This is a genomic window from Paludibacterium sp. (assembly GCF_019232825.1).
Taxonomy (GTDB): Bacteria; Pseudomonadota; Gammaproteobacteria; order Burkholderiales; family Chromobacteriaceae; genus Paludibacterium.
Genome location: NZ_JAFAND010000001.1, coordinates 1 through 17,066 on the forward strand (window position 1 = coordinate 1; position 17,066 = coordinate 17,066).

Consider the following 17,066-nt stretch of genomic DNA (forward strand, 5'->3'; position numbering starts at 1 on the left):
TCAACGGACTGCAGGGCGCGTTGCTGTCACAACGCGCCCTGCAGTCCGTTCGTCGGGGCTAGTGCACCGAGCTTGCGAGCGCCTGATCCTGGCGGTGTTGATCGATCGCCAAGTCGATAAGCGTGCTGATGAGCTCGCGGTACGACAGGCCACTGGCCTGCCACAGCTTCGGATACATGCTGATGTTGGTGAAGCCGGGCAGCGTGTTGAGCTCGTTGATCACCACCTCGCCCGCCGGGGTGAGGAACACGTCGACGCGCGCCATGCCGCGGCAATCGAGCGTCTGGAACGCTTGTACGGCAATGGCCTGAACACGCGCTTGCACGTCGCCGGGCAGATCGGCTGGCGCTACCACGCGTGCACCATCGGCATTGATGTACTTGGTGTCGTAGGCGTAGAACTCGTCGTTGAGCACGATCTCGCCGCAGACGCTGGCGCGCGGGTTCTCGTTGCCGAGCACCGCGCATTCGATTTCACGGCCGACGATCGCTTGCTCCACCAGCACCTTGTGGTCGAAGCGGAAGGCGGTATCGATCGCCTGCTGAAATTCGCCGGCGTTATGCACCTTGCTCACGCCGACCGACGAACCCTGGTTGGCCGGTTTGACGAACAGCGGCAGGCCGAGCTGGGCCTCGATGGCGGCAAAGTCCGCCTGATGACGGTTGGCGCGGGTCAAGGTGACGAAAGGGGCGACCGGCAGGCCGGCGTCGCGCAGCAGGCGCTTGGCGACATCCTTATCCATGCAGACCGCCGAGCCGAGCACGCCGCAGCCGACGAACGGCAAGTTGGCCATGCGCAACAAGCCCTGCAGTGAGCCGTCCTCGCCCAGCGTGCCGTGGGCGATGGGGAACACCACGTCCACTTGCGCCAGCGGGTTGGCCGACTCGGCATAGAGCAGCTGCCCGCTCGCCTGGCCGGGGATCAGCGCCAAGCTCTGCCCGGACGGCTTGAGCGCAATGCGCGCCGGATCGTCGGCATGATCGAGATAATTGCGCGCCTCGCTGATATGCCAGCGCCCTTGTTTATCGATGCCGATCAACAGCACCTCGAAGCGCTCGGGATCGATGGCCTGGGCGATGTTCTTGGCCGATTGCAGCGACACCTCGTGCTCGGTGGACTGGCCGCCAAAGACCAGTCCGACTCTCAATTTGCTCATGCCCAATCCTTAGTGACCGTTCTCGACCCACTCGATGCGCGCGCCGAGCGATACCAGGTTTTCCACAAAGCGCGGATGGGCGCGGCGGATCGGCGTGGCGTTGAAGATCTTCGACTTGCCGTCGATGCTGGCGGCCAGCATCAGCAAGGCAATGGCCACGCGGATGATGTAGGGGCTTTCCACCTCGGCCGGCACCAAGTGCTTGCCGCCGAAGGTGACCACCCGGTGCGGATCGGAAATGAAGGCATGCGCGCCGAACTTACTCAGCTCCGACGTCCAGCCGAGTGCGCCGTCGTACACCTTGTTCCAGAACATCATATTGCCTTCGGCGCGCACGCCGAGGGCGATGAAGATCGGCAGCAAGTCCACCGCCAGATAGGGCCAAGGCGCGGCTTCGACTTTTTGCAGCATATTGCGGGTGAACGGCTCTTTGACGCGCAATCCGTTATCGACGTAAGCGCGCGACCAGCCGTCGCGGTGCTCGACGCGCACGCCGAACTTGGCAAAGGTGCGGTCGATCAGCGGGAAAAATTCCGGCGCGCCGTTCTTGACGGTGATGTCGCCGCCGGTGATCGCGCCCAGTGCCAGGAAGGTGACCACTTCATGGAAGTCTTCCACGAAGCTGAAATCGACGCCGTGCATTTCGGTCACGCCGCGAATCGTCAGACGCGAGGTGCCCAGACCGTCGATGTCGGCGCCCATCAGCTGCACAAAGCGGCAGAACTCCTGCACGTGCGGTTCGCAAGCGGCATTGGTCAGCGTCGAGGTACCGTCGGCCATGGACGCGCCCATGACGAAGTTCTCGGTCGTGGTGACCGAGGCGTAGTCGAGCCAGCAGTCTTGCGCGTGCAACGGTCGCGGCGCCTTGACCAGCAGCATTTCCGTTCCACGCAGCACTTCGGCGCCAAAGCCCTGGAATATCTCGACGTGCGGGTCGATTTCACGCACGCCCAGCGTGCAGCCTTGCACGTCGTTTTCGATCCGGGCGCAGCCGAAACGGGACAGCAACGGCGGCACCAGCATGATGGAAGAACGCATTTCTTCCGGCAGGCGATTGTGGGCGATGTCGAAGTGGGTATCGCGATGGTGAATGGTCAGCACGCCCTGCTCCAACCCGCCGTCGATCTGGCTGCCCAGTTCGCGGAACACCGCCAAAATCTTGCGCACGTCGGTAATGTCGGGCACGCCGCGCAAGGTGACGGGTTCGCGCGTCAGCAGTGTCGCGCACAAGATCGGCAACACCGCGTTTTTGTTGGCGGAAGGGGTAATACGGCCTTTTAAGGGCAGGCCGCCGTGGACCACTAGATCAGACATGCCGATTGTCCTGGATAAGATGCGTCAAAAATAGCAAGCCGTAATATTAAATGATTTGACGTCGGCTGTGGCGTCATTGCCAGTCAGGCCGGCGACAAGATGCCGCCGGCATGGCAAAAACACCCGTAGGGTGCAATCGCCGCGCGACGCGCGGCATTGCACCAAACACCGTTAGAACAGTTCGAGTTCGCCAGCGCCTTCGGCGGCGGCAACGGGCGCTTGGTAGTGAAAATCGAACGGCGCTCCGGGCGTCAGATGTAGACTGCTGCTGAGCCAGAAGCGGGCATCGGCGGCGAATGCCACCTCGAAGTGGCGCGTCAGCGAAGGCGCCAGCAGGTCGAAATGCGCCAGACACTCGCGATCGAGCGCCAACGGCGTCGACATGCCGGCATGGTGGAAGACGGCGCACAGGCCGCGGTTGACCGCGCCGCAGATCATATTGGCCAGCTCGCCATAGGCATCGGCGAGCATATTGCCCGCCAGCGGCGTCGGACTGCGCATCAGCCGCCCAAGCGCGGCGCGCAAACCGGGACTGTCGTTAAAATGCAGCAAATTGACCAGACGGAAGTGGTAACTGGAAATATTGAGCACCACCAGATCGTTTTGACCGGCGCCGGGCCCCTTGTCGCCCAGGGCGGCGACATGGCTGTCCGCGCCCTCCTCGCCGGGGCAGTTGTCGCGCAATGCTTGCAGGTAGAGCTGGTCGAGCGCCTCGACCGCGGGTGTGGCGATCATGCGGCCTCCTCGGCTTCTAGCAAGGCATAGGCGCGCTCGCTGGCCGCGCGCAGGCCGAACACCGCCGTGCGGATCATGTTGCCGCTGGCCTGCAGATCCTGAAAGGTGGCGGTGGTGATCAGATCGTTGCGCTCCAGGTTTTTCTTGTATTCGCCCGACAATTCGCCGGCGCCTTGCGCCAGAGAGCGCACCCCGTCGGCCACCACGGCGAATCCGCGCCCGTGCTCGCCCGCCCGCGCCGCCTCGATGGCGGCATTGAGCGCCAGCATGACCACGCTTTTGACGATGCCGGCGAAGCTCTCGTTCTGCTCCTTCAGCCGGCGGTTATTGACCAGGATGGTCTGCATTTCGTCATGCCAGCGCTCGACGGTTTGCACGAGCCCGAGCAACCGCTCCATCTCATCGGCCAGTGCGGCTTGCTCCCCGCGCAACGAAGCGCACAGCGCGGCGAAACGCGCGGCCTGGGTCCGCTCGGCCTCTGCCAAGCTTTCCTCGCGCACGGCGGTCAGCCGCGCCTCCGTCTCTTGCGCCGCCGCGTCAAGCCGCGCCTGCCATTGGGCGCGCTCGGCCGCCATGGCGGCGTCCCACTCCGCCCGCAACGCCAGGCAGCGTGCCTCGACGCTTTCCGGTGTTTCACGCCGGCTCAGTTCGGCAATGCTCGCGTCCCGCTCCGCCAGTTGGCGACGCCAACGGCGCGCATTGCGACGCCAGCCCCACCCCAACAAGCCCATCAATACGATCGACACACACAACGCCAGCGACAGACCGGCGGTCACGACATCCATAAGTACACTTTCACCCAAATAGGTAGTGTGCGTTCACAGCGCAACGCACGACGTCCAAAGACCTCAGCAGGCCAATTTCTTGAAGGTGGCCAGCACGGCGGGGCCATTGAACGGCTTGACGATCCAGCCCTTGATGCCGGCGGCTTTGCCGCGCTCCTTCATCGCCGGGCTATTTTCGGTGGTCAGCATGATGACGTTGACCGTGCTGTTTTTCAGTTCGTTGCGAATCTTCTCGGCCATAGTCAGGCCATCCATATTGGGCATGTTGACGTCGCTGACCACCAGCTTGATGCCGGGATTGGCGCGCAGCTTGTCCAGGCCGTCCTTGCCGTCGACCGCCGGAATGACCGACAGGCCATTGGCCTTGAGAAAATCGCACACTTCGTTACGGACGGTACTGGAATCATCCACCATGAGTACTTGAGACATTTGGCATCCTCTTGCAGAACAAGGGTTAAATCAAAAGAGTTCGAGCTCGCCGGCCTCGACCAGCGACTCGACCGTCGGGTTTTCGGTAAATTCGTCCGGCGCCCAACACAGGTTGAACACGAAGCGCTGCACCAGCCACAGCGGCGCCGCATCGGCCTGCCCGCGCGGGCGCAACTGGTAACGCAGACAGAGCTGCGGATCGTCGGAACCGAACGACACCGCGCGCCGGCGCTGGTTGACGATGATGGGCACCTGCGCATGAAAGGCGCCGGCCACGGCATTGGCGCCGCCGGCATAGCGGTTCTTGAACGAGCCCCAGATCAGATTGGTCGCTTCGCCAAGCAAGCCATCGAGCTCATCGGCGGCGAGCGGCTGCCCTGCTGGCCGCGCCGGGTGGCCGGCCAGCAAATCCTGCAGCGCGTCGACCTCCGCCTGCAGCATCATGGTGCCGCGGCACCAATTGCTCTCGATGGCGATCAGCGAAAACATCTCGCCATAGACGGTGCGGTCTTTGACGGCAAGCCAGGGGGCCTGCACGTCCACGTCGCAATGGGGAAACAATTGACCCAGCGCCTGGCGCGACATGTCGGTGATATTGCGCACCAGGTCGTTGGGATAGAACCGGCTGAAAATCGACGACGCCAGCGACGCCTTGAGCACCCCCAGGTCGGCCAGGGTATAGGCGCAGCAGAACATCAGCGCGTCGTCCTCGCCGAGCCCGGCGAGGCTCGGCACGCCATCGCGGCGTAAGAAGATCGGCAATTCCGGCCGCAGCGCATGCACGCGCCGTCCTAGCGCCAGGCCTGCGCCTTTGCCGCCGTGGTGCTCATACAGCAGAATGCCGCCCAAATCGACATTGGAGCCCAGGATCGCCATCACGCTGTCAGCGGCGGGCTGCTGCGGACGGATGCCGATCAGCCCGTTGTCCCGGCAGAAGGCCGACAGGCTGTCGCGGTAGGCGCCGCCGCCGTCGAGCACCAGGATCTTGCTTTGCAACGCCATCGTTTCGGCCCGGCCCATCAAGCGGTCTCCCGCGCGGGGTGAGCCTGTTCAGCCGTCTTGGCCGGCGCGGCTTCCTCGACGCGCACGGCGAAGTTCTCCGGCAGCGTCACCACGGTTTCGAAACGGCGGAAATCGGCGCCGCTTTCCTGGTCGAGGAAGCGCAGCGCGATGTGGCCATTCTCGCGTTTGACGAACGACTGCACCGCATCCATGCCCACACCGCGGCCGGACACCTCGGTCACCTGCGCCGCGGTGGAGAAGCCCGGCCGGAAAATCAGCTGCGCCACCTCCTCATCGCTCAGGGTGGCATCGGCGGCGATCAGCCCCTGCGCCACGGCGCGTTCGCGGATACGGCCCAGCGCCAGCCCGCGGCCATCGTCGCTCAAGGTCAGCGTCAGCTGGCCGTCGGCCAATTGCTGCTTGAGGTGGATGGCGCCGGATGCCGGCTTGCCCATGGCGACGCGCGCGTCGGCCGCTTCCAGCCCGTGGTCGATGGCATTGCGCAGCAGGTGCATGAACACGTTCTTGAGCATGGCGGCGGCCTGGTTGCGGATGACGATGCCGTTATCCTCCAACACCACCTGCGGCTCGGCCTTGCCAAGCTCCTTCGCCAGCGAGGGCAGCGAGTCGAGCACGCCGGCCAGGATGTCCGCCAGCGGCTCGGTGCCCATGCGATTGAGCAATGAGAACACCGCCTGATGTACGGCGATCAGCTCGTGCAAGTTGCCGGTATTGACCTTTTCCAGCCGGTTGATGGTGTCGCGGATCTGCTCGCGGTCGACCAGCAAGTAGCGATCGACGCCACCGCGGCGGCCCGGCCCCTTGCGGCCGAGGCTGACTTCGTTGACGCGGGCATAGTGTTCGACCGCGCCGCGCACGCCGTCGAGTTCGGCCAACAGTTGCGCCTGGTCCCAGGCGATGTCCGGTTGCGGCTTGCGCAGACGGTCGTAGGTTTGTTCGGCTTCGTGCACCACGTTGGTCAGATGGCTCAGCCCATAGGTGCGGGCGTTGCCCTTGACGGTGTGCATATTGCGGAACAGCTGCGCGATGATGTCGGCGTTGCCGTCCGGGTAGTCGCGGATCAGTTGTTCATTGTCGGCCAAGAATTTGAGCGCGCCGGCGATGAATTCGTGGAATTTTTCCTGCGTCACCGCCAGGATTTCACCGATGATGGCCAGCTCGCGTTTTTGCTCGTTGGCTTCGGCGGCCAGCGCGCGCAGCTCGGTCACGTCGCGCACGCACAGCATCAGCCGCTCGACGATGTCGCCGTCGCCGATGATCGGCGACCAGCTCAGATCGAGCGTCTTCACCCGGCCATCGCTCATGCGCTTGGTGATTTCGCCCACCAGCAGGTGCTGGTTGAAATCGAAGTTCATGCTGTCCTCGCCCAGGCAAGAAGCGATGGCGGCTTCAACCTGAGACAGGACATCGGCGCCCAGTTCGGTATCGGTGAACAACAGCGACTGGATGTCGCGCCCAGCAATATCGCCGGTTTGCAGAATCGCCTCCAGGTGGGCCGAATATTCCGGATGCACCGTGCCGCCCTCGACCAGGGTCAGAATCCCCTGCGGGATATTTTGCAGCATGGTCTGGATATCGTTGGTCTTCTGGCGCAGCAAGGCCGTGCTCTGCTCGATGCGCGCCACCATGCTGTTGAAGGCCATGACCGACTTGCCGATTTCATCCTCGCGCTCGACGTGCACGCGGCGCGAGAAGTCCTGGCTGTCGGCGATATCGCTCATGGTCTGCTGCATGTGGCTGATCGGCCGTACGATCTGGCGATAGAGCATCCAGCCCAGGCCACCCAACACCAGCAAGGTCGCCAGCGTCACCAGCGACAGCGTGGTGTAGGTGCGAGACAGGCTCTGGTTGAGCGACAGGATGGCGTCGTCCTTGCTGCGGGTCTTTTCCACCCGCAGCGTGGTGACGATCTGCTGCAGGTTGTCTTGATACTGCTGCACCCCCGCGGCGAAGGTCGCGGCGGCCATGTCGTTCTGGCCGGCCTGTTTGAAGCGCGCGGTGTCGTTGATGGAGTCGAAATAACTGTCGAGCACGTCCTGCGCCTGTACCACCAGGCCGCGCTGCACGTCATTGCCGGCCATGCGCGCCTGCAGCGCCAGTTGCGCCTTGAGCGTCTGCTCGCTGGCGCCGAGTTGCTCGTGCGCTTGCGCCAGCAGCCGCGCGTCGCTGGCCTGCAGAATGTTCATCGTCGCGAGCTGCACGTCTTTCAAGGCCGACACCAGATCGGACGACGCCAGCGCGCTCGGCACCGCGCCTTCCGTCACCGAACGCACCGCCCGGCCATTCGCGCCGGCCTGCCAAATCGCATAGCCGCCAATTGACAAAATGGCGAGAAAGCTCGCCAGCACCAGTAACGCGATCCTATTGCGAATATTCACAGCCCCGCCTCTTTTAAGGAAAGGACGGCAATGCCGCCGTCTAGATGGGCGACATTGTTTCAAATCTGGATGGCAGAAATATGACGGCGCCGGCAAGGCGGCCCAGGGAAACGACACAAACGGCACAACCGCGCCAATCATGAGCACGGCATGTTGCATCGGCGCATCTTTATGCCCATGTCAATAACTGGCGTACGATTTTTATATTAATCATTCATGTACTCATATTATATTTGCAAAAAATACGTAGTTTTACGCAATGCAAAAATAATACCGCCATGGCGACGCCCTGGGTTCCTCGGCCGGGCCCCGCAGACTCACAAGGATAGGGAACATGAAACTCTCCACCCGTCTGGCCATTATCGTCGCCAGCGCCGTTGCCGGTTTGATCGTCATTGCCACCTTCTCATTAGCCATTCTCAACGCCTCCATCATCACCGAACGTAAAACCAGCTTGAATCTGGTATTGCGCCTGGCCAGCCACGAGATCGGCACCTATCAGGCATTGGAAAAGAGCGGAAAGCTCAGCCGGGCGGAAGCGCAACGCCAGGCGCTGGAGGCGATTCGCGGTCTGCGCGATGGCGACGACTACGTGTTCGCGCGGCGAATGGACGGCTTCGTGCTGGTTCATCCGGACAAGCGCAAGGAAGGCAAGGTCGACGAGGCCGGCAAACTGCCGGATGGACGCACAGGGATGCAGGGCTACCGCGAGGCGGTCGCCAGTGGGCAGATCGGCTACATCAACAGCTTCACCAAACGACCCAACGGCAACGAGGATGTGCCCAAGCTGGTAGGCGTCACGCATATCGACGATTGGGACTGGATCGTCGGTTGCGGCACCTACATGGACGACGTCAACCAGATCTTCTGGAGCCGGGCGCTGCAGTTCGGCGCGATCGGTCTGGCGGTGCTGCTGATCGTGGTGTTTGCCGCCACCATCCTGGCGCGTCAAATTTATCGCCGGCTCGGCGGCGAGCCGGACTATGCCGCCACCGCGGCCGGCGCCATTGCCGCGGGCGATCTGAGCCAGGACATCCAGACCCGCTCGGCCGACAGCCTGCTGGCCGCCATGGCGAGCATGCAGCACAACCTGCGCGACATGGTGCGCTCGATCCAGCAGGACGCCACCACGCTGCATGGCACCGCACACGACATTTCGCAGCAGATGACGCAGATATCCGACGCGTCGCATCAATCGTCTTCCGCCACCACCGCCACCGCCGCCGCCATCGAGGAGCTGTCGGTCAGCGTCGACCAAATCTCCGACAACGCGCGCGAAACCGAGCGCAATTCGGCCCACACCAGCGAATTGGCGCTACAGGGTGGCCAACTGGTCGACGAGGCCGCCAGCGACATCCGCCGCATCGCCGAACAAATCCAGCAGGCGTCGCGCCAAATCGCCACGCTGGATGAGCAGGCGAGCACCATCGACAGCATCGCCAACGATATCAAGGACATTGCCGATCAAACCAACCTGCTGGCGCTCAATGCCGCCATCGAAGCGGCGCGGGCCGGCGAACAGGGCCGCGGCTTCGCGGTCGTGGCCGATGAGGTGCGCAAACTCGCCGAACGGGCGGGCAATGCCACCGGCAAGATCACCGAGATGATCCGCGCCATCCAGGGCGACACCCAGTCGGTCGTCGCCACCATGGCGCAGATCGAGCCTCAGGTGGCGCAAGGCGTCGACAAGGCGGAACAGGCCGCGCAGGCGCTATCCCAGATCAGCGCCGGCACCGGCGAGACGCTGACCAAGATTCGCGAGGTGGCGCACTCGACCTCGGAACAAAGCGTGGCCAACAGCAATGTGGCCGGCAACGTGGAAAAGATCGCCCACATGGTGGAAGAGTCCGCCTTGTCGGTCCAAGCGGCGCGCGACAACGTGCACCGGCTGGAGCAGTTGGCCGATGGGCTCAACCGTGTCGTGGCCCGCTTCACGGTCTAACCACTCAAACCCCATGGAAGACAACGATGAACCAACGGCAAGCAGAGAAAACCGAGAATGGGCAACGCCCGAAATTGGTGCCGGCGCTATTGAGTGGCAATCTGGATCGCACTCAGGCCTTTTTTCATCGACTGGGCTTTCACACCGAGCACCTGGACGGACCGGATCAGCATCCGCGCCGCCTGGGGCTCACGCGCGACGGCATCTATCTATTCTTCTTTGACGAGCCGGTCGGCCGGCACCGTTCACCGGCGATGTCGGGCACCCTGTACATTTTTCCGCCCGACGTCGACGCGCTGGCGCGGGAATGGCAAGGCAAAGTGCGCTTCCTCTGGGGGCCGATGCTGATGCCCTACGGGCTGTACGAATTCGGCATCGCCGACCCGGACGGTTACTACCTGGCCTTCGCCGAACGCCGACATCCCGCGCAACCGGGCTGACGCCGATGGCCGGCATAGGATGGGCGGCCATCAAAATCAAAAACACTTCCGCATGTCATACGTTGGTGTCTAAGCCGGCTTCGACGGCAGCCAGCGCGCCGAGCGCCGACCAGTCCAGCGCAGACCAGCCTTTGTCGACAGCCGCGCCAAGCCGGTCATGCACCAGGGAGGTCGTCGGCATCGGCACTTCCAGGTTCCGGGCTTCCTGCAGCGCCAGACGCAGATCTTTCTGTGCCAACGGAATGACCATGCCGGCGGGCCGGTAGCGCTGCTGGACGATTTTGCCGCCGTAGGACTTATGCACGCGTCCATCGAACATAGTGCTGGTGAAAATATCGAATGCGATTTGTTCGTCCATCCCTGCTTTGCGCAACAGGGCGATGACTTCCCCCATGCTTTGCAGGGTCGATGCGGTCAACACGTTGCAGGCCAGCTTCATCAGATTGGCCGCGCCTGGATCCTGGCCTAGGAGAATGATACGCAGCGCAATCGGCTCTAGAATCACCCGCGCCTTCTCGCATGCTTGCGCATGGCCGGATAAGAGCACAAACATGCGTTGGCTTTGCACCAGATCGGGATTGCCGAGAATGGGCGCCGCCACGAACTGTTGCTGGCGCGAGTCATGCGCTTGGGATAGGCGGCGGGAGATCTCCGGGCTGACCGTACTGGTGGATATATGCAGTGCGCCTGGAGCCAAGCTATCCAACAATCCTCCTTTTTGGCTCGTCACGCTTTCCAGCGCATCATCGTCCGACAGCGAGGAGAACAGCACATTGCACGCGCCGAGAGCCGAGATCGACGAGACTTTCTGCGCACCCTGTTTTTCCAGTTCGCCAAGTGGCGCCTGACTGCGGCTGAAGACGCTGACCGCGAACCCGCGGGTCAATAGCGAACTTGTCAGTGCTCGGCCCATATTCCCCAGGCCGACGACGCCAATGCGCGGCAGAACCGGAGAAATTTCTGAATTCGTCGTGTCCGAGCGAGCGGGCGTGCATGAAATGGTGCTGGACGTCATGATCGATGGTTCTCGCGTTTTTTATCTTAACGCCGATGCTACGACCAGCCTTCCATCTCGGAGAAGGCCTGTTCCGGCAAATCTCTTTTGCCGAACCGGGCGGATGAGGTGTAGGTGAACGTCAGTTCATTCCATCGTTCTCTGCGTGCTCCGGAGGAATTGGATGAGGTGGTCCGTTCGAGCATTCAAGCGTTGTTAGTAGACGCTCTCGAGAGCGCTAAAGAAGAAACCTCACCTGTTATGTGTAGTAATTACCTTACTCGTCATTGAGCATTTCCCACACCTAGCGGCCTAGCTTCGCCTTGCCAACCCAGGCAAAAACGGCTACATTTGTCGGCCTTACGCGAAAGCACGCGGGTGTAGCTCAATGGTAGAGCAGAAGCTTCCCAAGCTTACGACGAGGGTTCGATTCCCTTCACCCGCTCCAACCGACCATGCCGATCAGCCCCGTTAGCCCACGCTTGTTGCTGCCATGAACTGGAATTCCGGCCGACTCTGGTTACGTATCATCGTTTATACGGCTCTGGCGCTGTTGGCGCTCGGTACCGTCACCGAAGGCCTGATTTTCTGGCAGTTCGACGAGGCCGCCGTGCGCCGTTCGATCGGCGCATCGCTCTCCGACACCGGCCGCCAGGTCCAAATCGAGGGCAGCATTACCCCTCGGGTGTTCCCCTTCCCGGGTATCGACGCCGACAACATCACCATCAGCCAACCCAATAGCCCCGTGCCCGTGGCCCGCATCGCCCGCATGGAGGCCCGCCTGGCTTGGTGGCCGCTCTTGTTCGGCCAACGCGAAGTGCGCTCGCTGACGCTGTACGCGCCCAATGTCGACATTTCACGCAACAAGGACGGCACGCTGTCGATCGCCGATCTGTTCTCGCGTCGCGAGCAGCGCGGCTTCCATATCGATCTCAACACACTGATCATCCACGACGGCGTGCTTTCCTATCAAGACGACGCCAGCGGCGAGCGGCAGCGTCTCTCCGCCATCGCCATCGACGCCGATGGCTTGAAGAGCAGCGCCATGTTCAAAGCCGGCGCCATCCTGGATGACGATACCCGGCCGTTGAATCTCAGCATCGTCACACCGCTGACCATCGACGACAAACGGCTGGATCTCAGCCAGATCGACGCCCAGGTGGAGAGCGACACGCCGGCGCTGGGCAAGACGCAGTTGAACATCACCGGCGCGCTCCATCTGGACTTGAACAACTTTAGCGCCGCCGGCGAGGATCTGGCTTTCGCCTTCACCACCGAACAGCCGCAAAGCAGCGCCACGCTGCGCGTGCCCTATCTGGACGCCAATCTGGAGCGGGTGCAGATCCCGCAGAGCCATCTGTCGGCCACCATGCAATACGAGCGCAGCCACTACCAGCTCGAGGCCAATCTGACCAGTTTGAACATTACCCGCAAGGCGATGAACGCGCGCCGTCTGAGCGGGGAATTCAACTGGCAAGTCGGGGACAATCGCGTCAAGCTGACGCTGGATGCGCCGTTCACGCTGGCCGGTCTCAGCGACCTGCAGCTCGCGCCGCTCACGCTGACGGCGCAGGCGATCACGCCCTTGCTGCCGCGCGGCCAGCTCATCGCCAATATGCAAGGCGCGCTGACCGGCGCGCTCAAGGACGAGCGCTTCGATCTGCACGGCAAAGGCAAAATCGACGGCTCCGACATCGCGCTGGACGTCACCCAGTTTGGGCTGATCCACCCCCGCCACGAAGTGGCGCTGTCGATCGGCGCGCTCGACCTCAACCGCTATCTGCCGGAAACCAAGGGCGAGGCGGTGGCGATTTTCCAGAATAAAGACCCGATCCCGCTCGATTGGATGGATTTCTTCGATCTCAACGGCAAGCTCAATATCGGCGAATTGTCAGTGGGCCGTTTCCGCACCAACGACGTGTCGGCCTCGGTGCGCGTCCTGCCGCAAGAGATGGAGCTCAACCAGATATCGGCCAATATCTATACCGGACGGCTGCAGGGCGACGCCAGCCTCAAACGCGGGCCGGTCAACCGTTATGAGGTGCGCCAGACGCTGCGCGGCATGAGCATCCGCCCGCTCTTGGTCGATTTGTTCAACTTCGGTCAGCTCGACGGCAAGGGCAATGGCCAGGTAGCGTTGACGGCGCATGGCGACTCGTTCGTCGATTTGCGTAATAGCCTGGGCGGCGAAGTGCAGATGAGCCTCAACCAAGGCGCGCTCACCGGCATCGACTTGGTGTCGGCGCTGAAGAATCTGCCGGCCGAGCTGAAGGAAATGAACGCGCCAGCGCGCGCCAACCAGAAAACCACGTTCTCGACGCTGCAAGCCAGCTTCCATATGGATCAAGGCGTCGGCCGCAATCAGGATCTGACACTGGCCTCGCAGCTGGTGAACGTCAACGGCGGCGGTAAGATCGATCTGCGCCACAGCATCATCGATTACAACATGAACGTCGCGGCCAACCCGCGTGAATTCACCAGCCTGCGCGGCGTGTCGATCCCACTGAAGATCACCGGCCCGCTCAACGCCCCGGTCTACGCGCTCAACTTCAACGCGATGGTCAAAGGCAAGAAGACGGAAACGGAAAAGCAGCAGGCGCTGAAGCAGGAACTGAAAAAGCAGATCACCACCATCCTGCCGTAAACCGGCCAGGTGGCGCACTGCCTTCGGCGAGTGCGCCCTACGCAAAGGGGTGCCCTGTTGTGTAGGGCGCAATCGACGCGCAACGCGCGGCATTGCGCCGAACCCCGGTGGCGCACGACGTCTACCCATTGAGGATGCGCGCCTCGGCGCGCGCCAGCTCCTCGGCATTGCCCAACAACACCAGCACGTCGCCTTGCTTCAATAGCCGTGCCGGATCCAGATCGAAATAGCGCCGATGGTCGCTGCGCATCGACTTGAGGCTGACGCCCAGCTCTTCCAGACGTAGCGCATGGAGCGAATGGCCGATCGCCGCCGCGCCTTCGCACAGCAGGACACTCTGCAGGCGCGGGATGCGCGTCTCGTCTTCGATCGAATCGATGTCGTCCATGCCGTGAAAGAAACCGCGGAACAAGCCGTAGCGCTCTTCGCGCACGCGTCGAATGCGCCGCAGCACGCGAGCGAGCGGCACCCCGGTTTCCATCAACGCTTGCGAAGCCAGCATCAGGCTGCCTTCAAGCAGCTCCGGCACCACCTCGTCGGCGCCGGCGGCGCGCAGGCGGTCGATATCGCCATCGTCCAGGGTGCGCACGATGACCGGCAGATCGGTTCGCAGACGTTGCACGCTATTGAGGACATGACACGCGGCGTCGGTATCGGCGAAGGTGATCACCATCACCTTGGCGCGCAAGAGACCGGCGGCCAGCAGGACTTCGGCTTTGCTCGCATCGCCGAACACCACCGGATCGCCGGCCTCGGCGGCCTCCTGCACCCGGGCGGGGTCCATATCGAGCGCAAAAAAGGGAATGTCCTCGGTGTCGAGCAGCCGTGCCAGCGCCTGCCCGCTGCGGCCATAGCCGCAAATGAGCACGTGCTCGTTCTTGGACATGCTCTGCACCAGCAGGTGGTGCAGGTCAAACGCCTGCATGGTCCAGTCCTGGCGCACCAATCGGCGGGCAATGGCCTCGCCGTGCAGCAAAATGAACGGCGCGATCAGCATGGAAATCAGCACGGCGGCGACCGCCACCTGCATGATTTCCGCTGAAATCAGGTCGAGCCGCATCGCCAGCGTCAACAACACGAAACCGAACTCGCCGCCTTGGGCCAGCGCCAGCGCGCCGCGCATCGCGTCCATGCTACGGTGTTTGAACAGTCGCGCGACGAAATAGGCCACCCCGAGTTTGACCGGCACCAGCAGCAGCACCATCAACAGCACCAAGCCGAAATGCGCCGTGAGCACCGGCAGCGACAGGCGCATCCCCACCGTCATGAAAAAGAAGCCGAGCAACAGATCACGAAAGGGCCGAATGTCCTCTTCCACCTGATAGCGGTATTCGGTTTCCGAAATCAGCATGCCGGCGACGAAGGCGCCGAGCGCAAGCGACAGCCCGGACAGTTCCGTCAGCCACGCCACACCCAGGGTGACCAGCAACACGTTGAGCATGAACAGCTCGCTCGAACGCTGCCGCGCCACCAGATGGAACCAGGGGCGCAGCAGGCGCTGGCCAAATACCAGCAGCAGCGTCAATACGACCAGCACCTTGACCGCGGCAAGCCCCAGGTCCTGCCACAACTGCGCCGGATGGCCGGCCAGCGCCGGCAGCAAAATCAACAGCGGCACGACCGCAATGTCCTGGAACAACAGCACGCCGATCGCCAGTTGGCCGTGCGGCTGACCAATTTCACGCTGCTCGGTCAAGAGCCGGCTGACGATCGCGGTGGAGGACATCGCCAGCACGCCGCCCAGCGCGAAGGCGGCATCCGCGCTGCCCGTCAGCCCATAACAGACCAGGCCCGCCAACAGCATGGTCAACGCCACCTGCAGCAGCCCCACGCCAAACACCAGCTGTTGCATGGCTTTCAGCTTGCTGAGCGAGAATTCGAGCCCAATGGTGAACATCAGAAAAACGATGCCGATCTCACCCAATAGCGCGGTTTCCTCACCTTGCGGCACGAGTCCGGCCACGGCGGGCCCCACGAGAAAACCGCTGACCAGGTAGGCAAGCAGCGAAGGCACACGCAGCCGGCGGCAGAGCGTGATCACCACGACCGCGAGGAGCAGAACCAGGACGACGACAGCGAGCGAATGCATCGGGGGAATTATCTCCGAAACTTTTATGAAAGCCTGATGACAGAAACAGCGGTTATAAGCAAAAGTTGCATGCCAGTGGCGTCCCTTGCGGTTATAACCTTGATATAATTCACGCTTATGGAAACCCAAATGTACACGAACCGCCTGGAAAGCGCCCGTGAAGTCTTGCGTCTGGAGGCCGCCGCGCTGGAAGCGCTGGCCTCGCGCCTGAACGGCGATTTCTCCAACGCGGTGGATTTGATTCTCGCCTGCAAGGGCCGTCTCGTCGTCACCGGCATGGGCAAATCGGGCCATGTGGCGCGCAAGATCGCCGCCACCCTCTCCAGCACGGGCACGCCGTCCTTTTTCCTGCACCCGGCCGAGGCGGTGCATGGCGACCTGGGCATGATCATGCGCGAGGATGTGTTGCTTGCCCTGTCCAACTCCGGCGAAAGCGACGAGGTGCTGGCCATGTGGCCCGCGCTCAAGCGCAAGGGTATCCGCACCATTTGCATGACCGGCCGCGAGAGCTCGACCATGGCGCGGTTGGCGGACATCCATCTCGACGCCCATGTCGAAAAGGAAGCCTGTCCGCTCGGTCTTGCGCCGACCACCAGCACCACGGCCCAACTGGCGCTCGGCGACGCCCTGGCGGTGACGCTGATGAACGAACGCCAGTTCCGCGAAGAAGATTTCGCCATGTCGCATCCGGCGGGTTCGCTGGGCCGCCGGCTGCTGGTACGTGTCGGCGACGTCATGCACAGCGGCGACGCCTTGCCCTGCGTATCGGCTGGCGCTTCGTTGAAGGAAGCGCTGCTGGAGATGTCGAAAAAGGGTTTGGGCATGACCGCGGTGGTCGACGCGCAAGGCGCGCTCGTTGGCGTCTACACCGACGGCGATTTGCGCCGCACGCTCGACCAGACGCTGGATCTGTCCGGCATCCGCATCGAGGACGTCATGACGCGCTCGCCCCGCACGATCGAGGAACATCGCCTGGCCACCGAAGCCGTAGAGCAGATGGAGGCCGCCAAGATTTTGTGCCTGTTGGTGCTTAACGAGCGACGGCAGCTCGTCGGCGCGCTCAACATGCACGACCTGTTCAAAGCCGGCGTGGTCTAACCCCCGCCCGACTCAAGGAATAACATGCAAGCGACTCAC

The 17,066-nt window shown here is 62.7% G+C and carries 13 protein-coding genes and 1 tRNA gene; 5 read left to right on the forward strand and 9 right to left on the reverse strand.

The genetic code is table 11. The features are described from left to right. Positions 1-58: 58 nt before the first annotated feature. From ddlA to JOZ06_RS00035, 7 genes are all read right to left on the reverse strand, one after another. Complete coding sequence (gene ddlA / locus JOZ06_RS00005) at positions 59-1,156, reverse strand: D-alanine--D-alanine ligase (protein WP_293227480.1); 1,098 nt, start codon at positions 1,154-1,156, stop codon at positions 59-61. 9 nt (positions 1,157-1,165) lie between these two features. Then, complete coding sequence (locus JOZ06_RS00010; RefSeq protein WP_293227482.1) at positions 1,166-2,470, reverse strand: UDP-N-acetylglucosamine 1-carboxyvinyltransferase; 1,305 nt, start codon at positions 2,468-2,470, stop codon at positions 1,166-1,168. A gap of 171 nt (positions 2,471-2,641) precedes the next feature. Continuing rightward, a complete protein-coding gene (locus JOZ06_RS00015; RefSeq protein ID WP_293227483.1) occupies positions 2,642-3,205 on the reverse strand; it encodes a hypothetical protein in 564 nt (187 codons plus the stop codon). Next, complete coding sequence (locus tag JOZ06_RS20630; protein ID WP_366814198.1) at positions 3,202-3,990, reverse strand: methyl-accepting chemotaxis protein; 789 nt, start codon at positions 3,988-3,990, stop codon at positions 3,202-3,204. Before JOZ06_RS20630 ends, JOZ06_RS00015 begins: the two co-directional genes overlap by 4 nt. 63 nt (positions 3,991-4,053) lie before the next feature. After that, the gene (locus JOZ06_RS00025; RefSeq protein ID WP_293227484.1) at positions 4,054-4,419 is read right to left on the reverse strand and encodes a response regulator; all 366 of its coding nucleotides are present in this window, start codon (positions 4,417-4,419) and stop codon (positions 4,054-4,056) included. A gap of 30 nt (positions 4,420-4,449) precedes the next feature. Then, on the reverse strand, positions 4,450-5,439 hold the full coding sequence (locus JOZ06_RS00030; RefSeq protein ID WP_293227485.1) for a chemotaxis protein CheX: 990 nt from the start codon (positions 5,437-5,439) through the stop codon (positions 4,450-4,452). Continuing rightward, positions 5,439-7,820: an ATP-binding protein gene (locus JOZ06_RS00035; protein WP_293227487.1), complete on the reverse strand. Its 2,382-nt coding sequence runs from the start codon at positions 7,818-7,820 to the stop codon at positions 5,439-5,441. The genes JOZ06_RS00030 and JOZ06_RS00035 overlap by 1 nt, the downstream gene beginning before the upstream one ends. A 334-nt stretch (positions 7,821-8,154) precedes the next feature. Between JOZ06_RS00035 and JOZ06_RS00040 the strand changes: the two genes are divergently transcribed. Beyond that, positions 8,155-9,762, forward strand: coding sequence for a methyl-accepting chemotaxis protein (locus JOZ06_RS00040; RefSeq protein ID WP_293227489.1), 1,608 nt, complete (start codon positions 8,155-8,157; stop codon positions 9,760-9,762). A 26-nt stretch (positions 9,763-9,788) separates the two neighbouring features. After that, a complete protein-coding gene (locus JOZ06_RS00045; RefSeq protein ID WP_293227490.1) occupies positions 9,789-10,202 on the forward strand; it encodes a hypothetical protein in 414 nt (137 codons plus the stop codon). Between the two features lie 55 nt (positions 10,203-10,257). Here JOZ06_RS00045 and JOZ06_RS00050 read toward each other — a convergent pair whose 3' ends face one another. Beyond that, the gene (locus JOZ06_RS00050) at positions 10,258-11,217 is read right to left on the reverse strand and encodes an NAD(P)-dependent oxidoreductase (RefSeq protein WP_293227492.1); all 960 of its coding nucleotides are present in this window, start codon (positions 11,215-11,217) and stop codon (positions 10,258-10,260) included. 353 nt (positions 11,218-11,570) lie between these two features. Between JOZ06_RS00050 and JOZ06_RS00055 the strand changes: the two genes are divergently transcribed. Together JOZ06_RS00055 and JOZ06_RS00060 are read left to right on the forward strand one after the other, a co-directional pair. Beyond that, positions 11,571-11,644: transfer RNA gene (locus JOZ06_RS00055), tRNA-Gly, on the forward strand. A gap of 45 nt (positions 11,645-11,689) precedes the next feature. After that, positions 11,690-13,840, forward strand: coding sequence for an AsmA family protein (locus JOZ06_RS00060; RefSeq protein WP_293227494.1), 2,151 nt, complete (start codon positions 11,690-11,692; stop codon positions 13,838-13,840). A gap of 121 nt (positions 13,841-13,961) precedes the next feature. Here JOZ06_RS00060 and JOZ06_RS00065 read toward each other — a convergent pair whose 3' ends face one another. After that, positions 13,962-15,929, reverse strand: coding sequence for a monovalent cation:proton antiporter-2 (CPA2) family protein (locus tag JOZ06_RS00065; RefSeq protein WP_293227496.1), 1,968 nt, complete (start codon positions 15,927-15,929; stop codon positions 13,962-13,964). A gap of 129 nt (positions 15,930-16,058) precedes the next feature. Between JOZ06_RS00065 and JOZ06_RS00070 the strand changes: the two genes are divergently transcribed. Next, complete coding sequence (locus JOZ06_RS00070; protein ID WP_293227498.1) at positions 16,059-17,027, forward strand: KpsF/GutQ family sugar-phosphate isomerase; 969 nt, start codon at positions 16,059-16,061, stop codon at positions 17,025-17,027. Positions 17,028-17,066: the final 39 nt, after the last annotated feature.